This window comes from Streptomyces sp. NPDC029139, assembly GCF_055564335.1.
This window is the reverse complement of record NZ_JBVHWN010000005.1, coordinates 179264-204405: the sequence shown is the minus strand read 5'-3', so window position 1 is coordinate 204405 and position 25142 is coordinate 179264. Positions and strand designations below refer to the sequence as shown.

Here is a 25142-nt window from a genome sequence, read left to right as displayed (position 1 = left end):
AAGCCTCCCGTTCCCCCTCGCTTCGCCCCGGGGGGGTGGTGGGGGGGGGGGGGGGGGGGGGGGGGGGCGGGGGGGGGGGGAGGGGGGGGGGGGGGGGGGGGGAACCCCCCCCCCCCCCCCCCTCCTCTCGTGTCCCCGCATCACCGTCAGACGGCGGCGAAACCCTTCTTCAGCGCCGTGGCGATCTCGACGGCGCGCCGCGTCTGGAACTCGATCGCGGCGAGGTTGTCGCCGGCCACGTTGTTCGCCTCGTTCGCCGAGACGCTGCTGGCGCCGTACGGGTTGCCGTTGGCCGCGGCGAACTGGACCGGGTCCGCGTAGCCGGGCGCCACGATGACCGCGCCCCAGTGGTAGAAGGTGTTGTTCAGCGCGAGCAGCGTCGACTCCTGGCCACCGTGCGTGGTCGAGGTGGAGGTGAACGCCGAGGCGACCTTGTTGACCAGCTTGCCCTGCGCCCACAGACCACCGGTGGTGTCGATGAACTGCTTGATCTGCGCGGCCGGCAGGCCGAAGCGGGTCGGCGTGCCGATCAGCACGACGTCGGCCCACTCCAGGTCGTCGAGCGAGGCGACCTCCACGTCACGGGTGGACTGGACGTGCTCGGCCCACTCCGCCTTGGTGTCGATCACCGACTGCGGGGCCAGCTCCGCCACCTTCCGCAGGCGCACCTCCGCACCGGCCTTCTCCGCCGCGACCGCGGCGGCGTTCGCCAGCGTGTGGACGTTGCCGGTCGACGAGTAGTAGATGACTGCGACGTTGGTCATGGCAGACCTGCTCCTTGGTGAGGGACGGGGGCCGGTCACGGAACGGGAAGGCCCGGTCGCGACCTTCTCCGAACGGGACGGCGGCCTTCCACGCGTCCGGGGGAAGTCCGTCAAGTCCCGCCCGTGGATGTCACTTCTCGGCGAAGAAGCGCAGCAGAGCGCGCTCGTCGTCGTCGTCGTTCAACCGGATCGAGAACAGCTCGCCGAGCGCGCACACCGTATCCGCCGCGCTCAGCTCGCGCCGCTCGACGCGCCCGTCCGCGTACCGGATCTCCAGCGACTTGTCCCGCAGCAGCCGGCGCTCCTTCTCGGTCTCCTTCTGGGCGACCAGCTGACCCACGAACGGCGAGCCGGGCCGGGTGGAGGAGAGGTGGTGCGCGGCCTCGAAGTCGATCCGGAACTGCGGTTCCTGACGGAAGGAGTACATGTCGAACCAGCCCTCGCCCGCCCCGTCCCCCGCCCCTTCTCCGGGGATGCGCACCACCCAGTCGGGCCCGTCGGCGGCCAGCCGCCAGGTCCAGTCCGCGACCGACGAGACGGCCCCGTCCCGGAGCGGCAGCGCCTCCATCAGCCCGCTGTAGCCGTACCCGGCGTCGGCCAGCCAGACCTGCTCGTCCGCGCGCACCAGCAGCACCGTGTGCGTACGGAAGCGGCGCCGGCTCTCCCCCTGCCGGATCCGGGCGAGGAGCCGGGTCACCGGGAAGCCGAGCCGGTCCAGGGCGGCGGCCAGCAGCAGGTTGTTCTCGTAGCAGTAACCGCCCCGCCCCGCCCGGACGAGCTTGTCCTGGACGTGGTCCAGGTCGAGCGAGACCGGGCGGCCCAGCGCGATGTCGATGTTCTCGAAGGCGATGGCGTCCATGTGGCCGCGCTGGACCCGGTGCAGGGTGTCCGCGGTGGGGGTGCGCGGCCCGGTGAAGCCGATCCGGGCGAGGTACGCGTCGAGGTCGAGGAGCTCGCTCTGCCACTCCCGGTCGGTCTCGACGGCGACGGGCAGTCCGTAGGTTCCCAACATGTCGGTCTCCTGGGTCAGATGCGGAAGGGATCGTCGTTCCGCAGCAGCTCGGGCGGGATCGTGTCCGGGCAGACGGCCGTCTCCCGCTCCTGCGCGACGGCCGGCGGCAGGGAAGCGGACGCGGAAGCGGCCGGTGGTACGGAAGCGGCCGGTGGTAGGGAAGCAGCCGGTGGTACGGAAGCGGTGGGCGGTACGGAGGGGTCCAGAGATACGGGTGAGGCCGGCGCCTTCAGGGCCGCGGCCAGGCCGGCCGCCAGCACCGCGCCGAGGACCGGGCCGATCAGATACGCGGCGAGGAAGCCGAAGTTCCCCGCCCACAGCGCGGGCCCGAACTGCCGCGCCGGGTTGACCGAGCCACCCGAGAGCGGCCCGAGGATCATGATGAAGCCGCTGATGCACAGCCCCACCACGCCCGGGATCAACCACTCCCAGCGCGGCCTGAGCAGCAGCGCGGCCACCAGCGTCATGCAGATGAGCTGCCCCACCGTCTCCGCCGTCAGCACGCCCCAGAAGCCCCAGCCGGGCTGCGGCGCCACCGCAGCCCAGCCGACCTGCGGCAGCCCCACGTGCGCGCCCCACACCAGCCGGGCCAGACCCACGCCCGCCACCGCCCCGGTCATCTGTGCCACGCAGAACGGCAGGACGTCCCGGCCGGGGAAGACCCGCAGCAGCCACAGCCCGATGCTCACCGAGGGGTTCATGTGCCCCGCGGTCTTCCGGGACATCGAGTAGTGGATGATCGCCGTGTTGACGACGCCGAAGAAGATCCCGAGCGCGACGAACGCCGCTCGCCCCTTCAGCACGGAGCCGAGCGGCGCGTCCGGAGCGAAGAGCCAGCGGGACGTGGTGACGATGAGGAAGAGGATCCCCGCCGTGATCAGGAACTCCAGGACGACGGTGCGGGCACGCGGGGAGAGGAGCTCCCGGCGGGGTGCCCGGTGACGACTGCTGTGGGTCATGGTGACCAGCTCCCAGCTGTGATGCGGTCGGTACAGGCGGCGCGGATGGTGCGGGCCGTCCACACACGTCCGCGGCGCCGCGGACGGCCGGAAGGCCGCCCACGACGCCGCAGAAGGGCGAACGTGCGGGTCAGCGCTCGATACGCACCTCGTACGCGAGCACCCAGGCGTTGAACTCGACCAGCCGCTCCATCACCGCCCGGGTCCCCCAGAGCCCACCGAGCGCCGCGTACTCCTCCAGCGGCCTCTCCAGCAGCCTGGTGATCCCCTCGCGCGGGACGAGCCGCAGCACGGGGGAGTCCTCGGCGAGCAGCGCCTCGACCTTGTCGCGCAGCGCGGTGACGTACGCGACGTCCTGGGTGGACGGGTACGGGCTCTTCTTCCGCTCCAGGACCGACTGCGGCAGGACGTGGTCGAAGAAGTTGAGCCCGAGCCCGCGCAGCAGCACGTGCTGACCCGGTTCGATCCCGCTCAGGTCCAGGTCGGCCGGGTTGGCGGGGGTGACGTAACGCAGATTGTGGATCCGGGCCAGGCTGGCCGTGCGCGCCTCGCGGGCCGTCAGCCGGGCCGGCACATGGCCCTGCGCCAGGACGACCCCGTCCAGGTGGTTGAGGCGCGTGCCGTCCTCCAGACGCACGCCCTGCGGACCCCCGGGCACACCGTGGGTGTCGGCCATCGCGACCGCCCGCGAGCGGTGCACGCGCACGGTGACGTGGTCCGGCGCGCGGGCCGCCACCCGCTGGAAGGAGTCGTGCAGATACCGGCCGTAGAAGGCGCGGGAGGGGTACGAGTCCGGACCGAGCCGGCGTGCCTCCTCCAGGGTCGCCGCGTCGTACCCCACCACACCGTCGGCGCCGCTCGTGCTCCCGGCCCCGCTCCCGGCCCCGCTCATGCTCCCGACCCCGCTCGCGGTCCCGGTGCCGTTGGAGCTCCCGGCCCTGCTGGTGGCCCCGGTCCCGCTCGTGCTCCCGGCCCAGCTCGCGGTCCCGCCGGTGTCCGTGCCGTCCTTGGTGAGCACGGCGATCACCGCGAGCTCCTGCGCCCATTCGTAGAGGCTGGGACCGGGTTCGACGGGCCCCTCGATCCGGGCGCTGTCGTCCGTGTACACCGTCACCTGCGAGGCGACCGTGTTCATCAGCAGGTGCCGCGACTGCTCGGTGCGCCAGACCGCCCCCGCTCCCGGCGCCGCCGGGTCGACGACATGGATCGTCAGGCTCCGGTGGCGCGGGGCGCGCCGCTCGTTGGCGCAGATCCGCTCCAGGACGGAGAGCCCCCGGGGCCCGGCGCCGACGATGCAGACCTCCGCGTGCGCGGCCTTCGGGCCGTTCGTCCCACGGGAGTCGTTCACGCCCGGTCCCCGGCGGCCGAGGCGGTGCCGGCGGCGAGCAGGCGCGCCAGTTCCAGCCGCTTGATCTTGGTGGTGGCGGTCTGCGGCAGCTCTCCGAGCCGCCACTGCACGGGCTCCGCCATGGGCGGCAGCGTGGCCGCCGCCGCCTTCCATGCCGCGGGGTCCAGCGGGCGGTCGTTCTTCGTGCACACCACCGGGACGGCCCGGCCGTCGGTGCCGGGGATGATGATGATCTCCGCCAGCTCCGGCAGCTTCCCGAACAGCGTGTCCTCGGCGGCGAGCGTCGAGCCGAAGCCCTCGATCAGGTCGACCTCCCGGTCCAGCAGGTGCACGCAGCCCCATTTCGTGCGGTAGCCGACGTCGCCCATCCGCCACCAGCCGTCCGCCGACACCTGCTGGTCGTACCGCTCCTGCTCGCCGAGGTAGGTGACGATCCTGCCGTCGCTGCGCACCTCGATGTAGCCGGGGTTCTCCGTCGAGGGCTCCTTGCCGTCCCGGCTCACCACCCGCACGTCCGTCATGCCCGGAAAGGGACGGCCGACGCAGCGCCCGTCGTCGTCGAGCGAGCGGCGCCGGGTGAAGGCGCGCACCACGGCCGGCCGACCTCGCTCTGCCCGTACAGCTCACCGAAGAGCGGCGCCCGCCGCTTCGTGGCGCGCAGCAGGGTGTGCACGGTGCGCGGGTGGATCGCGTCGAACGTGGAGGAGAACAGCTTCACGTTGGACAGCGGCCCGCGCGGGTCCCGCGCCAGCTCCTCCCACTCCATGAAGGAGTTGGGGTGCGCCTCCAGGATGCCCGGCTTCAGCCGGGCGAACAGGTCGGCCGCCCGCTTCGGGTCCGGGTCCGCGAGCACGATGATCGGGAATCCCCGGAAGAGGGAGATCGCGAGCGCGGTGAAGAGCCGCGAGTGCACGAACGACACATGCATCGCCATCGTCTCGCGGCCGCGGATCAGCGGCGCGACGGCGGAGACCTGCGGGCGGTAACGGGCCTGCAGCGTCCGGCCGGTGTGCACCGCCGGCTTGGGCGTGCCCGTCGTGCCCGAGGTGTGGGTGATCAGCGTCGGGTGCTCGGCCGGCATGGTCACGGCGGGCACCCGGGGCGCTCCGGCGAGCCCGGCCAGCTCCGTGGCGCCCTCGTGGCTGCCGGAGGCCAGGAGCACCTTCCCGGCCAGGTCGAAGACCTCGGCCGGCAGCTCCTTCTCCAGCTTCACCGCGTCCGTGAGCAGGAACGGCCGGTCCGTGCGCCGTACGAGCTCGGCGGCGGTGGCGCCGTCCAGCTTCGGCGAGAGGAGGACCGGTACGGCGCCGATGCGGGCGATGGCGCAGGACAGCAGCGTGATGTCGAAGCCGTCGGACTTGTGGACGACGACCCGTGCGCCGGGGCGCACCTCGGCCGCCCACAGCCGGGACGCGAAGTCGTCGATCAGGTCGGCTATCTCCGCGACCGTCGTACGGCGCCCGAGGCCGGGCGCGATGTCGAGGTCGTGGTCGAGGATCACCACGTTCGCGGGGTGCCGGGACGCCGCTCGCTCGAACAGCGTGCCCGGTTCCCACGGTTTCCAATGCGCTGCAGCAGCATGTCCCCAGGCTTTCGTCAGTAGAAAATGCCGAGCCCGGCGGAGTTCGCCGGAGTCCGGCGGAGCCCGACGGAGGCCGGCAGGGATCGGCAGAGATCGGTAAGGCGAATTCGGGCCGCTCCCGCGGGAATGCGCGGGTGAAGAAGGGCGGACGGAGAATGGAGAAACTCTTCGCAGTTCTCGGAAGGGGATACTGCTGAGCGCCCGGGGAAGGGTCAACGAAGCGATTCAGGGTCCGTCAAGTCCGGACCGATCGGAGCCGGCGCGCGTACTTCGGAGATGCCCCGTACCTCCGGTCCGTTCACGCCAGTTCCACGGCGTAGTGCAGGGCCACGATGTTCATCCGCTGTGCGTGATAGAAGCGTTGTGCGCCGTGATTCCCCGTGCCCGTGTCGAGCTCCATCCGTACGCAGCCGGCCCGCCGGCCCCGCTCCCGCAGCTCCTCCAGCAGGCGGCGCCCACCCCGGCCGAGCGGGCGGCGGGGGCGGTGACGAGGTCGTCGACGAAGAGCAAGCGGCCCCGGCTGGTGGCCAGTACACGGTGCGAGGCCATGCCCAGACAGCGGCCGGCCGCGTCATGGGCGGCGGTGAAGACCAGGCCCTGCCCGTGGGCCGCCGTCGCGAACTCCAGGAAGCCGTCCGCGTCCATGCCCGGGCGCAGGGCCCGGACCAGGGGCGCGACATCGGTGAGCAGAGCGGGATCACCAGGCGTCAGATCGATCATCGTCAATTCCATGAACGCCAGCGTAGGACCGGAAAAGCGGCTGTTACCGGCCGAGTTGACACACCATGGTGCCGGGGGGAGAAAGAGAACAACGGCCCTGCGAGTATCCGGGCATGCGCGCTGCCTACATCGAAGAGCTCGGACCGCCGGACGCGATTCACTACGGAGAACTGGCCGAACCCCGCCCCGGGCCCACGGATGTTCTGGTCGACGTCCTGGCCACCACGGTCAATCCGGTCGACACATTCGTCCGTTCCGGACTGTTCAGCACTCCGCTGCCTTTTCCCTTCGTGATCGGACGCGATCTCGTCGGCCGGGTCGCCGGGACCGGAGCGGGCGCCGACGGATTCACCCCCGGCGACCTGGTGTGGTGCAACAGCCTGGGCCACGAGGGGCGTCAGGGCGCCGCGGCCGAGAGGGCCGTGGTCTCCGCCGACCGTCTCTACCACCTTCCGGACGGCGTCGACCCGGAGGCCGCCGTCGCCGTGGTGCACCCGGCCGCCACCGCGTACCTCGGGCTGTTCACGCACGGCCGGGTACGGGCCGGGCAGACGGTGGTGGTCGCGGGCGCGGCCGGCAACGTCGGCAGCGCGATGGTCGCCCTCGCCGTATGGGCGGGGGCCCGGGTGATCGCCACCGCCCGGGAGCGGGACGCGTCGTACGTCGCCTCGCTGGGCGCGGCGGAGGTCTTCGACTTCACCGATCCCTGCGCGCACGAGCTGATCCGTGAGGCGGCCCCGGACGGAGTGGACGCGTATCTCGACGCCTCCGGCACCAACGACCTCGCTCAGAGCGTGGACCTGCTGGCCCGCAGGGGCCGGATCGTGCTCCTCGCGGGCGCCCGCAGTCGGCCCGTCCTGCCGGCCGGACAGCTCTACATGAAGGACGGCTCGATCGCCGGGTTCGTCATCTCGCACGCCACCACCGCCGAACTGGCCGAGGCCGCTGCGGCGATCAACCACCTGCTCGCCGCCGGGCTGCTGCGTCCGCGCGAGATCGAGGTCCGCCCGTTGAGCGAGGCCGCCGAGGTCCACCGCCGCATCGAGACGGCGGGCCCGCACGGCACCCGTCTGGTCCTCCGCACACCGGAAGCCTGACGCCCGGTCCGCGCCCCCGACACCCGGCCCCCGTACACCGGTCATCTGCCGTCCACCCCCCGGCGGAAGGTGGCCCCACAACACCGCGTCCGGGCAAGGGCGGTGATCGCGCCACCCCGCCCGCGCGGCGGGAACTAAGTGGCCGAGGTCACCGTTGACCGTCTCCCGGAGCCGAATTAGTTTCGGCCAGCGGTACGGGTTTCCTTCGGGGCTCCCGGTTCTCTCAACAACGGGGGTTGGGACATGTCCAAGCATGGCGCGGACGGCGGCGGGGGCACCGACGCGCTCGCGGTTCTGGAGCTGCTGGCCCAACAGGCACCGCCCGGCCGTTACGAGGCACTGCTCGGCCAGGCACGGGAGGCGGGCACCCCGGACGCCGAACTGGCCCGGCTCGAACGGGCCGTGCATCTCGCCATCACGATCTCGACCTCGTTCGACCGCCGCGAACAGCGCGAGGCCGGCCTCGCCGCCCTCGTCGACACGGCCCGCGACCTGACCCTGCCGTACGACCTCGACAGCCTCCTCCGGGTCATCACCCGCCGGGCCAAACGGCTCCTCGGCTTCGACATGGCGTGCGTCAGCCTGCGCGACACGGCCGGATCCTCGTTCATCCACACCTCCGAGGGCTCCCACACCGGGCTCAGCACCGGGCTGCGCGTCCTCGACGGCCACGGCCTCGGCGGCGAGGCGCACACCCACGGCGAACCGGCCTGGACCTCCGACTACCTGGAGGACGACCGCTTCCCGCACGCCCTCGCGGTCGACGAGGTCGTCCGCGCCGAGGGACTGCACGCCATCATGGCCGTACCCCTGCGCAGCGGCGACACGACCGTCGGCGCGCTGTACGGGGCCGATCGCCGGGTCCGCCACTACACCCCCGACGAGATCGGGCTGATGTCCTCCCTGGCCGACCTGGCCGCCGTCGCCATCGAGAAGGCCGGCCTCCTCGACCAGACCCGGGCGGAGGTCACCGAACTGGAGCTGGACAGCTCCCGGGCCCGGACCAGCCTCACCCGGATGCGGCACGTGAGCGAGGCGCACAGCCGGATCATGAACCTGGTCCTCGCGGGCGGGGATCTGTGCAACGTGGCCAAGGCGGCGGGGGACGCCCTCGACGGCACCGTGCTGATCCGCGACCCGGGTGGCCGCAGCCTCGCCTCCGGCGGTGACATCCAGGGCCTCGACGAGGAGGCCGTGGCGAAGGCGTCCCTGGACGCGCACGCCGGCCGCCGACCCGTCGTGACCGGCGACAATACCTGGGTGGCGCCGGTCATCGCGGGGTCCGAAGACCTGGGTGTGCTGGTGATGCGGGCGGCGACCGGGCTGACCGGAGAGGACGAGAGGCTGCTCGAACTGGCCGCGCAGTCCGTCGCGTTCCTGCTCCTGATGCAGCGCTCCACGGCCGTCGCCGAGGGCCCCGTCCGGGACGAGCTCCTCGACGACCTGCTCGCCGACCCGCAGCACGCCCCTCCCCAGCAGCTGGTGCAGCGCGCCCGCCGGCTCGGCATCGACCTGCGCAAGCCGCACGTCCTGGTGGTGGCCCGGCCGGAGGGCGGGGAGCAGGGGCGGGCGGTGGTGTGGGCGTCCTCGTACGCGTACCGGATGTCCGGACTGAAGACGGTGCAGGGCGGTTGCCTCGTGCTGCTGCTGCCCGGGCTCGACGCCTCGGCCGCCGCCCGCGCGGTCTCCGGCGAGCTGGCCCCGCTGCTCGGGCACCCGGTCTCGGTCGCCGCGGCGGGCCCGGGCTGGAGTCCGGACGGCGTGGGCCGGATGTATCTGGAGGCCATGCGCTGCCTGGACGCGATGAGCGCGCTGGGCGGCTCGGGGTCGGCCGCTTCCGTGCAGGACCTGGGGTTCCTGGGGCTGCTGCTCTCGGACGACCACGATGTGGACGGCTTCATCGAGTCGGCGATCGGGCCCGTACTGGACTACGACGCCGAACGGTTCACCGATCTGACGCGGACGCTGGAGGCGTACTTCGCGTCGGGCGGCAGCCCGACGAACGCGGCGGAGGCGCTGCACGTCCACCCGAACACGGTCTCCCGCCGGCTGGAGCGGATCGGCGAACTCCTCGGCGCGGAATGGCAGAAGCCGGGCCAGGTCCTGGAGGTCCAGCTGGCGCTCCGCCTGCAGCGCACCCGCGAGGTCCTGGCCCAGCAACGCGGCACCGAGCCGCCCCGCCCGTCCGCGGACCCGACCCGTCCGGCCCCCGAGCCCGTCCGCCCGGCCCCGGAACCACCCCACCCGACGTCACCCTGACCGGGCGGGGGGCGAGCCCGCACCCTCGGCCGGGCGGGTTGTGTTCCACCCGCGACGGCGGCCCGTACCGCTTCGGCTCGGGTTGCCCGTGACCCTCTGGGGCAGGGACCCGTACCGCTTCGGCTCGGGTTGCCCGTGACCCTCTGGGGCAGGGACCCGTACCGCTTCGGCTCGGGTGGCCTCCTGACCGGCCGGGGCAGGGGACGCGTATCGCTTCGGCTCGGGTCGCCCGTGACCCGCCGGAGCGGGGGGCCGTGTGCGCCCGCCCCCGCCCCGGCCGGTGTCAGCCGGTCGAGCCGTACGCCGCGTCCCAGTCCGTCGCCAGGACCGTCGCCGCGTGGGCCGCCGAGGCCAGGGTGATGTGACGGTGCCAGCCGCGGAACGAGCGGCCCACGAAGTCCCGTAGCCCCGCCCCCTCCCCGACCTGGGTGAAGTCACGCTCCACCCGCCCCGCCAGCTTCGTCAGCCGCAGCAGCGAGCCGACCGTCGAGCCGGTCAGGTCCGTGATCCACAGCCGGGCCGGGGGCCGCCGAGGATCGTCCCACTCGCCGAGCAGCAGCAGCGGACGCATGCGCTCCCCCGCGGGCGCCGGTAGCGCGACCCGTACCACGGTGGCCAGCGACGTACGCGACGTGCGCGAGCCGGCCGCGGTGTCCAGCCAGCCCACCGGCCGACGCAGGCTCTTGAGCGACTCCAGGATCTGCTGGGCCGGCAGCGGCCCCGCGCCGAAGCCGGGCAGCGACCGGTCCGCGACCGCGAGCCGGCACGTCGCACCGATCCGGGCGACGACCGGAACTCCCGCACCGGCCAGCCGGTTCAGCGCCGCCCGCCCCGCGCCGCCCCGGATGTCGAGCAGCAGCGGCTTGCGGCTGACGTCCTGCCAGCGCGCCGTGTCGAGCGCCGCCGCGACCGCGCACTCCTCCAGCGTCTCCTCGCCCGCGCCCTCCGGAACCTCCGCACGGTCGCGCCGGGTGCGGTCGTTCACCCACGGATCGGGCAGGAACAGACGCCAGTTGACGGGGACGCTCAGCTCCTCGGCGGCGAACCACACACCGAACGCCTGCTGGCCCCGGAAGACCTGCCCGCGCTCGGGGTCGAACCGGCGGTCCACGCCCACCGAGTGCTCGCCGGCCTTCGGTATCGGCATCGAGCGGACGACCCACGCCTGCGGGCAGCTGTTCTGCTCCAGGAACCCGGCGAGCGCGGCCCGCATGGGCCGCCAGTCCCAGGTGGAGCTGGAGATGAAGTGGTGCAGGCTCTGCTCGGCGGCCGGCCCGCCGATCTGCGCGGCGATGTTACGGATGGACTTGCGGCCCTGCGCGGTGAGCAGCCCCCGAAGGTACTGCTCCGCCTTCAGCCGCTGATCGCGCCGGGGGAAGCCGGAGAAGAGCGTGGCGCAGAGCTCGTCGTAGACATCGTCGGCCACCGCGTTCCGGTACGCCGCGGGCTGGGGCCCGCGTCCGGTGCGGTGCTGGATTCCCAGTGGATCGAGAAGGGTCCTGTGCTCGGTTGCGACGGATGTACTCACGACACTCCTGCCTACGGTTTTGCAGCTCCCTCCAGCTGCCCCTCAACCGTCTCGCCCGGGCGCCCGTGGCACGAGGTGTACCCGGCACCCGTCTGGGCCGCCGGATGGTGGCCGGACCACCGTCGCCGACGCGGGGAGCGCCGCAGGGGGTGCCGGGCACAGGTCGGACGGGGGGCGGGGTGTGGCCGGACCACCAGAGGCCGGGCGAGCGGCCGGCGGGCCGATGTCGCGACGTCACACCCGGCGGGGGTGATCTGACAGACTCTGCGGCCGGGGTTTGACCGGGGTGCGGCCCGGGCCGACCATCGCAGAACGAGGCGGCACGGGCCGGCTCCTGGTTAATGCCCCAGGCCAGGAGCCGTGCCTGTCCGCCTCGCTCAACGCGCGGGTGTCCGCCCCCTTCCGCTTGCGCGGCTCGCGGTGCCCCGCCTTCCGCTTACCCGCCGGTCCTCGTACGGGCCTTCGTATCGCCGTTCGCGCCGGCCTCCCCGCCCGCCTCCGCCGCACCCGCCCCCGCACCGGCCTCCGCCGCACCCGCCCCTACACCGGCCTCCGCGGCGCGTGCCGCCGCCACCCGAGCCGCATGGGTCGGCCCCGCGGGCACCCCGGCGGGCCGCAGGCCGGCGAACTCCTTGCGCAGCACCGGCACGACCTCCTCGCCGAGCAGGTCGAGCTGCTCCAGGACCGTCTTCAACGGCAGGCCGCCGCTGTCCACCAGGAACAACTGCCGCTGGTAGTCGCCCACGTACTCGCGGAAGGACAGCGTCCGTTCGATGACCTCCTGCGGCGAGCCGACCGTGAGCGGCGTCTCGCGCGTGTACTCCTCCAGGGACGGACCGTGGCCGTAGACGGGCGCGTTGTCGAAGTAGGGGCGGAACTCCCGTACCGCGTCCTGCGAGTTCCGGCGCAGGAACACGTGCCCGCCGAGGCCGACGATGGCCTGCTCGGGGGTGCCGTGACCGTAGTGCGCGTACCGCCGGCGGTACAGCCGGACCATCTTCTCCGTGTGTTCCTTGGGCCAGAAGATGTGGTTGGCGAAGAACCCGTCGCCGTAGTACGCGGCCTGCTCGGCTATCTCGGGGGAGCGGATGGAACCGTGCCAGACGAACGGCGGGACGCCGTCCAGCGGCCGTGGCGTCGACGTGAAGCCCTGGAGAGCCGTACGGAAACGGCCCTCCCAGCTCACCACGTCCTCCCGCCACAACCGGTGCAGCAGCGCGTAGTTCTCGACGGCGAGCGGGATGCCCTGCCGGATGTCCTGCCCGAACCACGGGTAGACCGGGCCGGTGTTGCCGCGCCCCATCATCAGATCGACGCGCCCGTCAGCCAGATGCTGCAGCATCGCGTAGTCCTCGGCGATCTTCACCGGGTCGTTCGTGGTGATCAGCGTCGTGGACGTCGACAGGATCAGCCGCTCCGTACGGGCCGCGATATGACCCAGGAGGGTCGTCGGGGAGGACGGCACGAACGGCGGGTTGTGGTGCTCACCGGTCGCGAAGACGTCGAGCCCGACCTCCTCCGCCTTGCGGGCGATGGTGACCATCGCCTTGATCCGCTCGTACTCGCCCGGTGTGGTGCCGTCGGTGGGATCGGTGGTCCTGTCCCCGACGGTGAAGATTCCGAACTGCATGACACAACACTCCAAGCCGCCCCAGGAAGTCTGTCCTCCCCATAGTGCCCGAGCCGGAGGAGAAACGGAAACTTATCCGGAAAGCGGGTGGCATGGTGACGAGGTGTGTCGCGGCGACTGGACGAGCCGCAACGGGACACCCACGCTCACAGCCATGACTCCCGTACGAGACGCGCGGCCACCCGTCGTCACCGCCTGGTCGGACATCGGCTGCCCCTGGGCATCGCTCGCCCTGCACACCCTGCGGGCCACCGCCGCCGACCGCGGCCAGGACCTCCTGATCGACCACCGTGCCTTCCCCCTCGAACTGTTCAACCGCCAGCCCACGCCCAAGCACATCGTCGACGCCGAGGTCGTCATGCTCGGCGCCCACCGCCCGGAACTGGGCTGGCGCCTGTGGAACGCGCCCGCGTGGGAGTACCCGTCGAGCGTCCTGCCCGCCCTCGAAGCCGTCCAGGCCGCCAAGGCCCCCGAGGTCGGCGGGCTGCGCGGCTCCGACCAGCTCGACGCCGGGCTGCGGCGCGCCTTCTACACCGAACACCGCTGCATAGCGGTCCACTCCGTCATCCTCGACATCGCCGAGACCTGCCCCGACGTCGACGCGCGAGCGCTGGAGGCCGCCCTGGGACGGGGCGCGGGGAGGCGCGAGGTGTACGAGCAGTGGCACGAGGCCCAGGGCCCGCAGATCCAGGGCAGCCCGCACTTCTTCGCGAGCGGCGGTTACGCGGCACACAACCCGGGCGCCACTTACGTCTTCACCGGCGACCTGTACGACGGCGGCTTCCCCCGCCTCGACCACTACGACGCGGGCTGGGCCGCCGCGCTCCTCGACTCCCTGGCGGCGAGCACGGCCTGACGCCCGTCCTCCCGGGGTGTCCGGCGGATCGGGGCCGACCGGCGCCCCCTAGCCTGGCCGCATGCACTTCCGCGGACAGCTGCCCGTCGTCGGGGCCGTCGCCGCCGGTGGCGCCCTCGGCGCGGCAGCCCGTTACGGCGCGTCGCTCGTCTGGCCCACGCCACCCGGCGCGTTCCCGTGGACGATCCTCACGGTCAACGTCTGCGGCTGCGCCGCCCTCGGCGTCCTGATGGTCCTGGTCACCGAGGCCGCCGCCCCGCCCCACCCGCTCGTACGCCCCTTCCTCGGGACGGGCGTCCTCGGCGGGTTCACCACCTTCTCCACGTACGCCCTCGACACGCAGCGGCTGCTGAGCACCGGGGAGACGGCCCGCGGCGTGGCATACATGGGAGCGACGGTGGTGGCAGCGCTGGCCGCCGTCTGGGCCGCGACCACCGCGACCCGTGGCGTCCTGGCAAGGAGAACACGATGGCGAGACTGACGGGCAGCGCCCTGCGCGTGACGATCCTCCTCGGTGAGAGCGACACCTGGCACCATCGCCCGCTGTACTCGGAGATCGTGCACCGGGCCCATGAGGCCGGCCTCGCCGGTGCCTCCGTCTTCCGGGGCATCGAGGGCTTCGGCGCGTCCTCGCTCGTCCACACCTCGCGGCTGCTGTCGCTGAGCGAGGACCTGCCCGTCGCCATCGTGATCGTGGACACCGAGGACCGGATCCGTGACTTCCTGCCGCAGCTCGACGCGCTGGTGACGGAGGGACTGGTGATCCTCGACGCCTGCGAGGTCATCCGGTACGTGGGCCGGGAGAACGGGGAGAGCGGGAAGAGCCGGGAGAAGCGCGCGTGACCTGGCTCCTCGTGCTCGCCGGAGCGGCGATCGGCGCCCCCCTGCGCTACCTCACCGACCGCGCCGTCCAGTCGCGCCACGACTCCGTGTTCCCCTGGGGGACGTTCACCGTCAACGTCATCGGCTCCTTCGTCCTCGGCCTGCTGACCGGCGTCTCCTCCACCCGCGCGCACCTGCTGCTCGGCACTGGCCTGTGCGGGGCGCTGACCACGTACTCCACCTTCTCCTACGAAACGCTGAAGCTGTACGGGAGCGGGGCGAAGGGGTACGCGGCGGCGAACGTGGCCGGGAGCCTGGCCGCCGGACTCGGAGCCGTATGGCTGGGAGTGGTGGCCGCTGGGGCCTGGTGAGGCACCGGACCGCGGTGACAGGGTGCACCCACGGCGATCCTCCGAAGGGCGGTACCTGCGCATGAACTGGGCGGACTTCCAGTACGAGATCTACCTCGACGGGCTGACCGGAGCCGTGCCCCGGCTCCCCACCGACCTGACCCGGCTGGAGGAACTGACCGCGCGGCGGCTCGGGCCGGGGCCCGTCGGCTACGTCGCCGGCAGCGCGGGCGACGGTTCCACCGCCCGAGCCAACCGGGCCGCGCTCGAACGGCGCCGGATCGTCCCGCGGATGCTCCGTGACGTGCGCGAACGGGACCTTTCGGTGGAGCTGTTGGGCCGTCCGCTGCCCGCTCCGGTCGCCCTCGCGCCCGTCGGCGTGCTGTCGATCCTGCACCCCGACGCCGAGCCTGCGGCCGCACGGGCGGCGGCGGCGCGGGGCGTCCCGTACATCCTCTCGTCCGCGTCGAGCACGCCGATGGAGCAGGTCGCGGAGGCGATGGGGGAGGGGGAGCGGTGGTTCCAGCTGTACTGGCCGAAGGACGTCGAGGTGGCCCGCTCCTTCCTCGCCCGGGCGAAGGCGGCCGGCTACACCGCGCTCGTCGTCACGCTCGACACACCGATGCTCTCCTGGCGGCCGCGCGACCTCGACCAGGCGTACCTGCCGTTCCTGCACGGGGTGGGCACCGCGAACTACTTCTCCGACCCGGCCTTCCGGGCGGGCCTGGCGAAGCCGGTCGAGGAGGACTCGAACGCGGCCGTGATGCACTTCGTGTCGATGTTCTCCGACCCGGGCAAGACCTGGGCGGACCTGGCGTTCCTGCGCGAGAACTGGGACGGCCCGATCGTCCTGAAGGGCATCCTCCACCCCGACGACGCCCGCGCCGCCGCGGACGCCGGCATGGACGGGGTCGTCGTCTCCAACCACGGAGGCCGCCAGGTGGCCGGTTCGATCGCCGCCGCGGACGCGCTCCCGGCGGTGGCGGACGCGATCGGCGACCGCCTGACGGTCCTCTTCGACAGCGGCATACGCACGGGCGACGACATCGCCAAGGCCCTGGCCCTGGGCGCGTCGGGGGTCCTGGTGGGCCGCCCGTACGCCTATGGCCTCGCCCTCGACGGCCAGGCGGGCGTGGACCACGTCATCCGCTGCCTCCTCGCCGAACTCGACCTCACCCTGGCCCTGTCCGGCCACGCGACGCCGAAGACCCTGACGCGGAAGGACCTCACGGAGACGGCCGGGTGAGGGGCGGTCCCCGCCGGTCAGCGTGAGGGGTCGTCAACAAAAGCCCTGCTGCGGTCTCCATGCGAAGGGGGGCGCCGGTGTATCCGACGGGTTCCGTCGCTCGTCAGGTCCTCAACCAATGAGCACCGTGACCGTTGAATGTTCTTCCTTTCCCGGAGGCGGGCGTGTCTTGACGCCTGAAGGAAAGGGGGGAAACGTGGACATTCGGCGGACTCGCATGAATCAGGTGATGAAGATGCAGGCCATCATCCGCAGGCGAACGGCGGTAGCCGCGTGTGGCTTCGCGCTCTGCGGCGCGCTTGCCGCGCCCGGGGCCGTCGAAGTGGCCGCGACCATCGCCGACAGTGGGCAGGTCGGCGTCGAATCGGTGAAGGGGCCGAAGAAGCCGAAGAAGGTGAAGGGTGTCAAGGCTGCGACGTTCGATGTCCGGCTGACGGTCGTGAACCGCTGAACCCATCGCACCCACACCGCGATCTGAACCACCCCCGAGCCGGAGCCGGCGTGTCTGTCCAGGAGAGACGGCCTACGCGGTCCGACCGTCACTCCATCCCCGTCAGGGCACGGGTGGCCTCCCGCCATCTCCGCAGCCACCCGCAGAAACCCGGTTCCAACCGGACACCGCCCGACGTGCCCCACCCACACCAGAGGGCCGGTCCGGCCCCCGTCCCACCACCCGAAACTAGCCATGACCAGCAAAAAGACCCTCCCGAAGGAGGGTCTTCGATCTTGCGCCCCCGGCAGGACTCGAACCTGCGGCCAAGTGCTTAGAAGGCACCTGCTCTATCCACTGAGCTACGGGGGCCGGGTGGTGGCCTTGCGGCCGGGAGCCCCTGGTGGGTGGGGCGTGGCCTGTCGGGTCAAGGATAGGGCTCGGATCCCCTTGGCCCGCTTGCTTCACCTGCGTGGCACGATGTGGAGGTTCGGTGAAGCGGAACGATAATCGCAGGCAGGTGCGATTCCCGCAGCGCTTTTCGCGCCACTTGGCCCGGGTGTTGTGCACTCGTTATGCCTGAGGCCCGTGTCATCAGCCGTTCGGTCGGCGCGTAGGACCGCTATACGCTTCAAAAATGCTCCAAAATTGGGCATTCTTCGCATGTGGTGACCTTGGACGAACGGCCTCAGCTGATCGACGCACTCTCCGCCCTGCGCGACTGTGTCGCCGCCGTGCGTCTCCCACTCCCCCTCCCAGGCGCTCCACGCGCCCGGCAGGCCCGCGCCGAGCTGCTCGCCCAGCTCGACGACTACCTGGTGCCCCGCCTGAAGGATCCCGACGCCCCTCTCCTCGCCGTCGTCGGCGGCTCCACCGGAGCTGGTAAGTCCACCCTCGTCAACTCCCTTGTCGGACGGCGCGTCAGCGAGGCGGGGGTGCTCCGCCCCACCACGCGCACGCCCGTCCTCGTCTGCCACCCCGAAGACCACCACTGGTTCGCCGGTATGCGGGTCCTGCCCCAGCTCACCCGCGTCTGGCTGCCCCAGCAGGACGACGACCACCCGGCCGAGGAGCCCCCGGAGGACAACGCGCTGCGCGTCGAGACGTCCTCCGCGCTCGTCCCCGGGCTCGCCCTGCTCGACGCACCCGACATCGACTCCCTCGTCGTCGAGAACCGGCTGCTCGCCGCCGAGTTGATCTGCGCCGCCGACATCTGGGTGATGGTCACCACCGCGTCCCGGTACGCGGACGCCGTCCCCTGGCACCTCCTCCGTACCGCGAAGGAGTACGACGTCACCCTCGTCACCGTCCTCGACCGCGTCCCCCACCAGATCATCGGCGAGGTCTCCCGCCAGTACGAGGCCCTGCTCGCCAAGGCCGGGCTGGGTGACGTCCCCTGCTTCACCATCCCCGAGCTGCCCGAGTCCGCGGGCGGCGGGCGCGGGCTGCTGCCCGACACCGCCGTCGCCCCGCTGCGCGCCTGGCTCGCCCACCGCGGCCAGGACCCCGCCGCCCGTCAGCAGGCCGTCAGCCGTACCGCCTCCGGGGTCGTCGGCTCCCTCGACAGCCGGATCCCCGAGCTCGCCTCGGCGGTCGCCGCCCAGTACGCCGCCGCCGTCCGGCTCGGCGGCGCCGTCGAGTCGGCGTACCAGGAACAGGGCGAACGCCTCCGGCAGCAGCTGCGCCGCGGTGCCGTCCTGGCCGGGGACGCCCGTACCCGCTGGCGCGGATACCCCCGCGACAGCTCCGCCGGCGAACTCCTCGACGCCCTCGTCGAATCCCTCGCCGCCCTCCTCCAGTGCGCGGTCGCCGCCGCCGACGAGCGCGTACGGGACACCTGGCGCCACGAACCCGCCGCGGCGGGCCTCGGCGCCGCCGTCGTCGCCCCCGACCGGGAGGCGAACGAACGGATCGAGATGACGGTACGGCGCTGGCGGCGCGTCCTCGAGGAGCTGGCCGATGAGGAGCTCCGCAACACGGAGCGGACGGGCAGCGCCCGTACCGCGGCCCCCGAGGCCGACACCGTCGCCGCCCTGCTCGCCGCCGCTCTCCTCGGCGGCCGCCGCACTCGCAGCGCCGGTGAACGCCTCGCCGAACTCCTCGGTGCCCAAGCCGCCCTGCGCCTGCGCGACAAGGGCGGCGAGCTGGTCATGACGTACCTCGACCGAGCCCTGCACGCCGAACGCGACCGGCGCCTCGCGCCGCTCGACGCACTCGACGTGACCCCGGAGCCGCAGGCGGAGCTGATCGCCGCGCTCTCCGTACTGCAGAAGGAGAAGTGACGACCGGTGAGCAGCAGCACGGGCACCACGGTGGACGACCGCTGGGACGACGGCCTGATCGCGCGCCGAGCGGCGGAGAAGGCGCGGGAGAAGGCGAGGGCCGAAGCGGGCGGGGAAGGACACGCGGGGGCGGGGGCGGGGGCGCGTGAGGGCGGCAAGGCGGGCGAGGGGCCCGACGCGGAGGCGGAGCGCTCCGGGGAGGGACTCCCGCCCCTGGTCGGGCCTTACGGCGGAGCCCTGCGCACCCGCCTCGACGCCCTCCATGAACTCGTCGGCCTCTCCCGCACCCGCCTGGAGACCGACGCCCTCGCCGAGGCCGGGCTCGCCGAGGCAGGACGCGTCCTGGACGAGGCCGCCGCCCGCCAGCGGCTCTCCGCCCGCCACACCGTCGTCGCCGTCGCCGGCCCGACCGGCAGCGGCAAGTCCACCCTCTTCAACGCCCTCGCCGGCGTGCCCGTCTCCGAGACCGGGCTGCGCCGCCCCACCACGTCCGCGCCCATCGCGCTCAGCTGGTCCGAGGGTTCGGCGGGCCTCCTGGACCGGCTCGCCGTCCCGAGCCGGCTGCGCCGCCGTCCCCTCGCGGGCGGCGCCGGCGACGAGGATCTCCAGGGCCTCGTCCTGATCGACCTGCCCGACCACGACTCGGCCGTCACCGCCCACCGCGACACCGTGGACCGGATCCTCGGCCTGGTCGACGCGGTGATCTGGGTCGTGGACCCCGAGAAGTACGCCGACGCTCCTCTCCACGAGCGCTATCTGCGCCCGCTCGCGGGCCACGCCGAGGTCACCTTCGTCGTCCTCAACCAGATCGACCGGCTGGGCACCGAGGCGGCCGACCTCGTCCTCGACGACCTGCGCCGCCTCCTCGACGAGGACGGCATGGCCCTCGGCGAACACGGCGAGCCCGGCGCCACCGTTCTCGCGCTCTCCGCCCTCACCGGGGAGGGCGTGGGCGAACTGCGTGAGCTGCTGGGCCGGTTCGTCCAGGAACGGACCGCCCCGGCGCGCCGCCTCTCGGCCGACGTCGACGCGGCGGCCCTCCGGCTCAGGCCGGTGTACGTCGCCGACGGGCAGACCGGTCTCGGCGAGCGGGCGCGGGAGGACTTCGCGCGCAGCCTCGCGGTCGCCGTCGGCGCCACCGCGGCGGGCGAGGCCGCCGAGCGCGTCTGGCGCCGCGGAGCCATCCGCGCCTGCGGCACCCCCTGGCTGCGGCTCTACCGCTGGTACGAGCGGATCCGCGCCCACGGCTCCACCGACCCGCGGCTCCAGGCGCCGGTGGAGGACGAACTGACGGCGCGGCAGCGGGTGGAACAGGCCGTGCGGACCGTCGCCGACGAGGCGGCGCGCGGGCTGCCTGCGCCCTGGGCGCAGGCGGTCCGCGAGGCGGCGGCGCGAGGGGCCGAGGGGCTGCCCGAGGCGCTCGACGAACTCACGGTGACGATCGGGGACCCGGCCGCACGCCCGCCGCGACCCGGCTGGTGGCCGGCGGCCGTCCTCGCCCAGGTCCTCATGACGTTGTTGCAGGTCTTCGGCGCGGTGTGGCTGGTCGGCCAGATCGTCGGCATGGTGGAACCCGGGCTGCTGCCGCCGGTGCTGATCATGATCGGTGGCATCGTCGGCGGACCGCTGGTGGAGTGGGCGTGCGCCGCGGCGGTCAAGGGCCCGGCCCGGCGGTACGGGCAGGAGGCCGAGCGGAAGTTGCGGGAGGCGGCGGCCGCGTGCGGACGGGCCCGGGTCCTGGACCCGATCGCGGCGGAGCTGATGCGGTACCGCGAAGTGCGGGAGCAGTACGTGACGGTGTCGGGGACGCGGGTGAGCGCGCGCGTGACACGGCTGGGCGGGGCGGGTGGTGTGCGGTGGGGCGGTACCCGGCCGGGGGCGCGGCTGAGGTGACCTCGGCACCCGGCCCTCTTCCCGCCGTGGCTCCTGTCCCCGTTCTCACCCTTTCGGGTGAGGGACTTTTCCCCAGGCCGGGGCCCCTCCACAGCCTCGAGCAGGGGCTCGCGGTCCGGTCCAGCATGGGACCGGACTCGGAGAGAGTCGGCGGGCCGGGAGGCCCGGAAGGGCCGCGAAGGCCGGAAGGGCGCGCGGCTCGCAAGGGCCGGACAGGGGAGGGGCGACATGAACGACACGATGGTGACGCTGGTCGGAAACGTGGCGACGAGCGTGGAGTACCGGGAGACCGCGACGGGTGGGGTGGCCCGGTTCCGCTTCGCGGTGACCGCGCGCCGCTGGGACCGGGAGCGGGGCGCGTGGACGGACGGACACACCAGTTTCTATACGGTGTTCGCCTGGCGGGCGCTCGGCGTGAACCTGGCCGCCTCGGTCTCCGTGGGGGAACCGCTGGTGGTGCACGGCCGGTTGCGGGTGCGCGAGGAGGAGCTGGAGGAGGGCCGGCAGGACGGACGGCGCAGGACCTTCGTGGACATCGACGCCGTGGCGGTGGGCCACGACCTCACGCGGGGCACCGCGGCGTTCCGCCGGATGGTGAGGACTGAGCCACGCCTGACGGAACGCCAGGGGAACGCGGGCGCGGAGCGGGACCCGTGGGAGGGGGCGCAGGTCCAGGGGGCCGAGGTGGCGAAGGCACTGGAACCCGCGCTCTGACCTGGAGTTGTGGGGATATGTCGATACTACGGGTTGTGCGTTCGCGTGCGGTGGGGCCCCTGGTCATAACGATTCCGAGTCGGAATGGTTATCAGACCGTATGAAGGGGCACGCGGGTCTTCCGCATCCTTAGGATTCCCGAGTACTCATACGGGACTTGAGTCAGCGCTTGAGTCAACTGGGACTTCGTGAGTCTGCAGGCGATGCGCTCCCCCCACGTGTCTCGACCAATGACGCGGAGCAGCTCGCCCGGAGGGGAATTTCATGTTTTCTGTTCGGAGGCGCGGCGTCGCCCGCCTTGCCGCCGCGACCGTGGTCTCCGGCCTCGTCGCGGCCGGCGCCATAGCTGTCGCGGGACCGGCGGCGGCTGATGAGGGCCTCGACGGCACCGGCGGCGCGACCGCCACGCTGGGCAAGCTCACGACCTTCGACACTGTCGAGATCGCGGGCAAGGGCACGGTCTCGGCCGGCCTGTTCGAGATGCAGGTCACGCCCGGCGGAGCGCTGCAGACGTACTGCATCGACCTCTACACCGGTGCGAAGACGGGCCAGGAGTACAAGGAGGTCGGCTGGGACCAGTCGTCCCTCCACAACAACGACAACGCCGGCAAGATCCGCTGGATCCTGCAGAACTCCTACCCGCAGGTGGACAAGCTCGACGAGCTGGCCGCCAAGGTCGGCGCGAAGAGCCTCACCAAGGAGACCGCGGCCGCCGCCACCCAGGCCGCGATCTGGCACTTCTCGGACAAGGTCGACGCCAAGCCGGTCAACGAGGACGCCCAGAAGCTCACCGCGTACCTGGAGAAGGAGGCGGTGAACCTGGCGGAGCCGAAGGCGTCGCTCAGCCTCTCTCCGGCCTCCCTCGCCGGTAAGTCCGGCGAGCGCCTCGGCCCGGTCACGGTGGACACCAACGCCGCCACGGCCGCGGTCTCCCTCGCCCCCGGCGCCCCCGAGGGCGTCAAGCTGGTCGACAAGGACGGCAAGGTCGTCTCCAGCGTCGCCAACGGCGGCAAGGTCTACTTCGACGTCCCGGCCGGCACCGCCGACGGCTCCGCCGAGCTGAAGGTCCAGGCCGACACGACCGTCCCGATCGGCCGCGCCTTCGTCTCCACCAAGGTCAAGAGCCAGACGCTGATCCTGGCGGGCACCAGCACCTCCAGCGTCGACGCCAAGGCCACCGCCACGTGGGCGACCAAGGGTGCGATCCCGGCCGTCACGGCGGAGAAGAACTGCGCCAAGGGCGGCCTGGACATCACCGCCTCCAACGAGGGCGACGAGCCCTTCACCTTCGAGCTCAAGGGCCAGAAGGTCACCATCCCCGGCGGCGCGTCGCAGACCGTGACGGTCCCGCTCGTCGAGGACCAGGCGTACGACTTCACGATCAAGGGCCCGAACGGCTTCGAGAAGACCTTCAAGGGTGTCCTCGACTGCAAGACGGCCACGCCGGGTCCGCTCCCGTCGGAGACCCCCTCCACCACGCCGTCCAACGAGCCCGCCCCGGCCACGGCCGGCGGCTCCACCACCGGCACCACGTCCGGTGAGGGCGACCTCGCCGAGACCGGCAGCTCCAACGCCACCCCGATGATCGCCGGCGTCGCCGTGGTCCTCGTGCTCCTCGGTGGCGGCGCGGTGTTCTTCCTCCGCAGGAAGAAGACCGCCGGCCAGTAACCCCGCGGCACGACCCCCGACGGCCCCGGTGCGCACCCCGCGCACCGGGGCCGTCGTTTTTTTACGTGCGCGCACCTGGGCCGTCGCACGTGCGCGTCCCGCGGCTGGCGTACGGACACGCATCGTGACGTACCGGCGGGTCGGCACGTCCTCCTCCCCTGTCCGGGTGCTTCGGCCGGGACCGCCGCCGTGCCCGCCGCGGGGTGATCCGGAACCCGCAGGTCAGGGAGTGCCCCAGGTACTGGTTTCCGCCTGGGGGTGGCGGTCAGGCAAGATGGGGTGTATCTGCCCACTCACTCTTTGCCGGACGGTTTCTCTTGGCTGAGTACATCTACACGATGCGCAAGACGCGCAAGGCGCACGGCGACAAGGTCATCCTCGATGACGTGACGCTGAGCTTCCTGCCCGGTGCGAAGATCGGTGTGGTCGGCCCGAACGGTGCCGGTAAGTCCACCGTTCTGAAGATCATGGCGGGCCTTGAGCAGCCGTCCAACGGTGACGCCTTCCTGTCGCCCGGCTACAGCGTCGGCATCCTCATGCAGGAGCCGAAGCTGGACGAGGCCAAGACGGTCCTGGAGAACGTCCAGGACGGCGCCGCCGAGATCATGGGCAAGCTCAAGCGCTTCAACGAGGTCGCCGAGCTCATGGCGACCGACTACTCGGACGCGCTGATGGACGAGATGGGCAAGCTTCAGGAGGACCTGGACCACGCCAACGCCTGGGACCTCGACGCGCAGCTGGAGCAGGCCATGGACGCCCTGGGCTGCCCGCCCGGCGACTGGCCGGTCACCAACCTCTCCGGTGGCGAGAAGCGCCGCGTCGCGCTCTGCAAGCTGCTGATCGAGGCCCCGGACCTGCTCCTCCTCGACGAGCCCACCAACCACCTCGACGCCGAGTCGGTGAACTGGCTGGAGCAGCACCTCTCGAAGTACGCGGGAGCCGTCGTCGCCGTCACGCACGACCGGTACTTCCTGAACAACGTCGCCGAGTGGATCCTCGAGCTCGACCGCGGCCGCGCGATCCCCTACGAGGGCAACTACTCCACGTACCTGGAGAAGAAGGCCACCCGTCTCAAGGTCGAGGGCCGCAAGGACGAGAAGCGCGCCAAGCGCCTCAAGGAAGAGCTGGAGTGGGTCCGCTCCAACGCCAAGGGCCGGCAGACCAAGTCCAAGGCGCGCCTCGCCCGTTACGAGGAGATGGCGGCCGAGGCCGACAAGATGCGGAAGCTGGACTTCGAGGAGATCCAGATCCCGCCGGGCCCGCGTCTGGGTTCCGTCGTCGTCGAGGTCAACAACCTCTCGAAGGCGTTCGGCGACAAGGTCCTCGTCGACGACCTGTCCTTCACCCTGCCCCGTAACGGCATCGTCGGCATCATCGGCCCGAACGGCGCCGGCAAGACCACGCTGTTCAAGATGATCCAGGGTCTCGAGGCCCCGGACTCGGGTTCGGTCAAGATCGGCGAAACCGTCAAGATCAGCTACGTCGACCAGACCCGCGCCAACATCGACCCCAAGAAGACCCTCTGGGCCGTCGTGTCGGACGAGCTGGACTACATCAACGTCGGCCAGGTCGAGATGCCGTCGCGCGCGTACGTCAGCGCCTTCGGCTTCAAGGGGCCGGACCAGCAGAAGCCCGCCGGTGTCCTCTCCGGCGGTGAGCGCAACCGCCTCAACCTCGCGCTCACGCTCAAGGAGGGCGGCAACCTGCTCCTCCTCGACGAGCCGACCAACGACCTCGACGTCGAGACCCTGTCCTCGCTGGAGAACGCGCTCCTGGAGTTCCCGGGTGCGGCCGTGGTCATCTCCCACGACCGCTGGTTCCTGGACCGGGTCGCGACGCACATCCTGGCGTACGAGGGCGACTCGAAGTGGTACTGGTTCGAGGGCAACTTCGAGTCGTACGAGAAGAACAAGATCGAGCGCCTCGGCCCCGACGCGGCCCGCCCGCACCGCGCCACGTACAAGAAGCTGACCCGAGGCTGA

General features: G+C 72.1%; 20 protein-coding genes, 1 tRNA gene and 1 pseudogene. 13 read left to right on the top strand and 9 right to left on the bottom strand.

Translation table 11 applies throughout. From position 1 onward, the window contains the following. Positions 1-146: 146 nt before the first annotated feature. From wrbA to ACZ4VW_RS14850, 6 genes and pseudogenes are all read right to left on the bottom strand, one after another. Positions 147-764 (bottom strand): NAD(P)H:quinone oxidoreductase, encoded by a 618-nt coding sequence (wrbA, locus tag ACZ4VW_RS14875; protein WP_467962177.1) that lies wholly within the window; start codon positions 762-764, stop codon positions 147-149. A gap of 130 nt (positions 765-894) precedes the next feature. Beyond that, positions 895-1776 (bottom strand): arylamine N-acetyltransferase family protein, encoded by an 882-nt coding sequence (locus ACZ4VW_RS14870; protein WP_467962175.1) that lies wholly within the window; start codon positions 1774-1776, stop codon positions 895-897. Between the two features lie 14 nt (positions 1777-1790). Beyond that, positions 1791-2735: an MIP/aquaporin family protein gene (locus ACZ4VW_RS14865; protein WP_467962173.1), complete on the bottom strand. Its 945-nt coding sequence runs from the start codon at positions 2733-2735 to the stop codon at positions 1791-1793. A gap of 130 nt (positions 2736-2865) precedes the next feature. Beyond that, positions 2866-4083 carry an FAD/NAD(P)-binding protein gene (locus ACZ4VW_RS14860; RefSeq protein ID WP_467962171.1) on the bottom strand — a complete coding sequence of 406 codons (1218 nt, stop codon included), beginning with the start codon at positions 4081-4083 and terminating at the stop codon, positions 2866-2868. Further along, positions 4080-5664: pseudogene (locus ACZ4VW_RS14855) on the bottom strand (class I adenylate-forming enzyme family protein). Before ACZ4VW_RS14855 ends, ACZ4VW_RS14860 begins: the two are co-directional and overlap by 4 nt. A gap of 299 nt (positions 5665-5963) precedes the next feature. Continuing rightward, on the bottom strand, positions 5964-6101 hold the full coding sequence (locus ACZ4VW_RS14850; RefSeq protein ID WP_467962523.1) for a hypothetical protein: 138 nt from the start codon (positions 6099-6101) through the stop codon (positions 5964-5966). Between the two features lie 397 nt (positions 6102-6498). On the opposite strand from ACZ4VW_RS14850, the gene ACZ4VW_RS14845 reads away from it, so the two are divergent. Together ACZ4VW_RS14845 and ACZ4VW_RS14840 are read left to right on the top strand one after the other, a co-directional pair. Then, a complete protein-coding gene (locus tag ACZ4VW_RS14845) occupies positions 6499-7482 on the top strand; it encodes an NADPH:quinone reductase (protein WP_467962169.1) in 984 nt (327 codons plus the stop codon). A gap of 243 nt (positions 7483-7725) precedes the next feature. After that, positions 7726-9741, top strand: coding sequence for a helix-turn-helix domain-containing protein (locus tag ACZ4VW_RS14840; protein ID WP_467962167.1), 2016 nt, complete (start codon positions 7726-7728; stop codon positions 9739-9741). A gap of 283 nt (positions 9742-10024) precedes the next feature. Here ACZ4VW_RS14840 and ACZ4VW_RS14835 read toward each other — a convergent pair whose 3' ends face one another. Together ACZ4VW_RS14835 and ACZ4VW_RS14830 are read right to left on the bottom strand one after the other, a co-directional pair. Beyond that, the gene (locus ACZ4VW_RS14835) at positions 10025-11167 is read right to left on the bottom strand and encodes an IS701 family transposase (RefSeq protein WP_467962521.1); all 1143 of its coding nucleotides are present in this window, start codon (positions 11165-11167) and stop codon (positions 10025-10027) included. A gap of 538 nt (positions 11168-11705) precedes the next feature. Further along, a complete protein-coding gene (locus ACZ4VW_RS14830) occupies positions 11706-12899 on the bottom strand; it encodes an LLM class flavin-dependent oxidoreductase (protein WP_467962165.1) in 1194 nt (397 codons plus the stop codon). A 154-nt stretch (positions 12900-13053) separates the two neighbouring features. On the opposite strand from ACZ4VW_RS14830, the gene ACZ4VW_RS14825 reads away from it, so the two are divergent. From ACZ4VW_RS14825 to ACZ4VW_RS14800, 6 genes are all read left to right on the top strand, one after another. Next, positions 13054-13755: a DsbA family oxidoreductase gene (locus tag ACZ4VW_RS14825; protein WP_467962163.1), complete on the top strand. Its 702-nt coding sequence runs from the start codon at positions 13054-13056 to the stop codon at positions 13753-13755. Positions 13756-13816: 61 nt separating this feature from the next. After that, on the top strand, positions 13817-14236 hold the full coding sequence (gene crcB / locus ACZ4VW_RS14820; protein ID WP_467962161.1) for a fluoride efflux transporter CrcB: 420 nt from the start codon (positions 13817-13819) through the stop codon (positions 14234-14236). Next, complete coding sequence (locus ACZ4VW_RS14815; RefSeq protein ID WP_467962159.1) at positions 14224-14598, top strand: DUF190 domain-containing protein; 375 nt, start codon at positions 14224-14226, stop codon at positions 14596-14598. Before crcB (ACZ4VW_RS14820) ends, ACZ4VW_RS14815 begins: the two co-directional genes overlap by 13 nt. Then, positions 14595-14948, top strand: coding sequence for a fluoride efflux transporter CrcB (crcB, locus tag ACZ4VW_RS14810; RefSeq protein ID WP_467962157.1), 354 nt, complete (start codon positions 14595-14597; stop codon positions 14946-14948). Before ACZ4VW_RS14815 ends, crcB (ACZ4VW_RS14810) begins: the two co-directional genes overlap by 4 nt. Before the next feature lie 55 nt (positions 14949-15003). Continuing rightward, on the top strand, positions 15004-16173 hold the full coding sequence (locus tag ACZ4VW_RS14805) for a lactate 2-monooxygenase (RefSeq protein WP_467962519.1): 1170 nt from the start codon (positions 15004-15006) through the stop codon (positions 16171-16173). Positions 16174-16390: 217 nt separating this feature from the next. Then, on the top strand, positions 16391-16624 hold the full coding sequence (locus ACZ4VW_RS14800) for a hypothetical protein (RefSeq protein WP_467962155.1): 234 nt from the start codon (positions 16391-16393) through the stop codon (positions 16622-16624). A 278-nt stretch (positions 16625-16902) separates the two neighbouring features. Here ACZ4VW_RS14800 and ACZ4VW_RS14795 read toward each other — a convergent pair. After that, positions 16903-16975: transfer RNA gene (locus tag ACZ4VW_RS14795), tRNA-Arg, on the bottom strand. Positions 16976-17277: 302 nt separating this feature from the next. On the opposite strand from ACZ4VW_RS14795, the gene ACZ4VW_RS14790 reads away from it, so the two are divergent. From ACZ4VW_RS14790 to ettA, 5 genes are all read left to right on the top strand, one after another. Continuing rightward, entirely contained in the window at positions 17278-18885 is a 1608-nt protein-coding gene (locus ACZ4VW_RS14790) for a dynamin family protein (protein ID WP_467962517.1), read from the top strand. A 6-nt stretch (positions 18886-18891) separates the two neighbouring features. Continuing rightward, a complete protein-coding gene (locus ACZ4VW_RS14785) occupies positions 18892-20778 on the top strand; it encodes a GTPase (protein WP_467962153.1) in 1887 nt (628 codons plus the stop codon). A gap of 228 nt (positions 20779-21006) precedes the next feature. Then, positions 21007-21492, top strand: a complete 486-nt coding sequence (locus ACZ4VW_RS14780) for a single-stranded DNA-binding protein (RefSeq protein WP_467962151.1) — start codon at positions 21007-21009, stop codon at positions 21490-21492. A gap of 264 nt (positions 21493-21756) precedes the next feature. Further along, on the top strand, positions 21757-23160 hold the full coding sequence (locus ACZ4VW_RS14775; RefSeq protein WP_467962149.1) for a Cys-Gln thioester bond-forming surface protein: 1404 nt from the start codon (positions 21757-21759) through the stop codon (positions 23158-23160). Positions 23161-23477: 317 nt separating this feature from the next. Further along, complete coding sequence (gene ettA, locus ACZ4VW_RS14770; RefSeq protein ID WP_355115412.1) at positions 23478-25142, top strand: energy-dependent translational throttle protein EttA; 1665 nt, start codon at positions 23478-23480, stop codon at positions 25140-25142.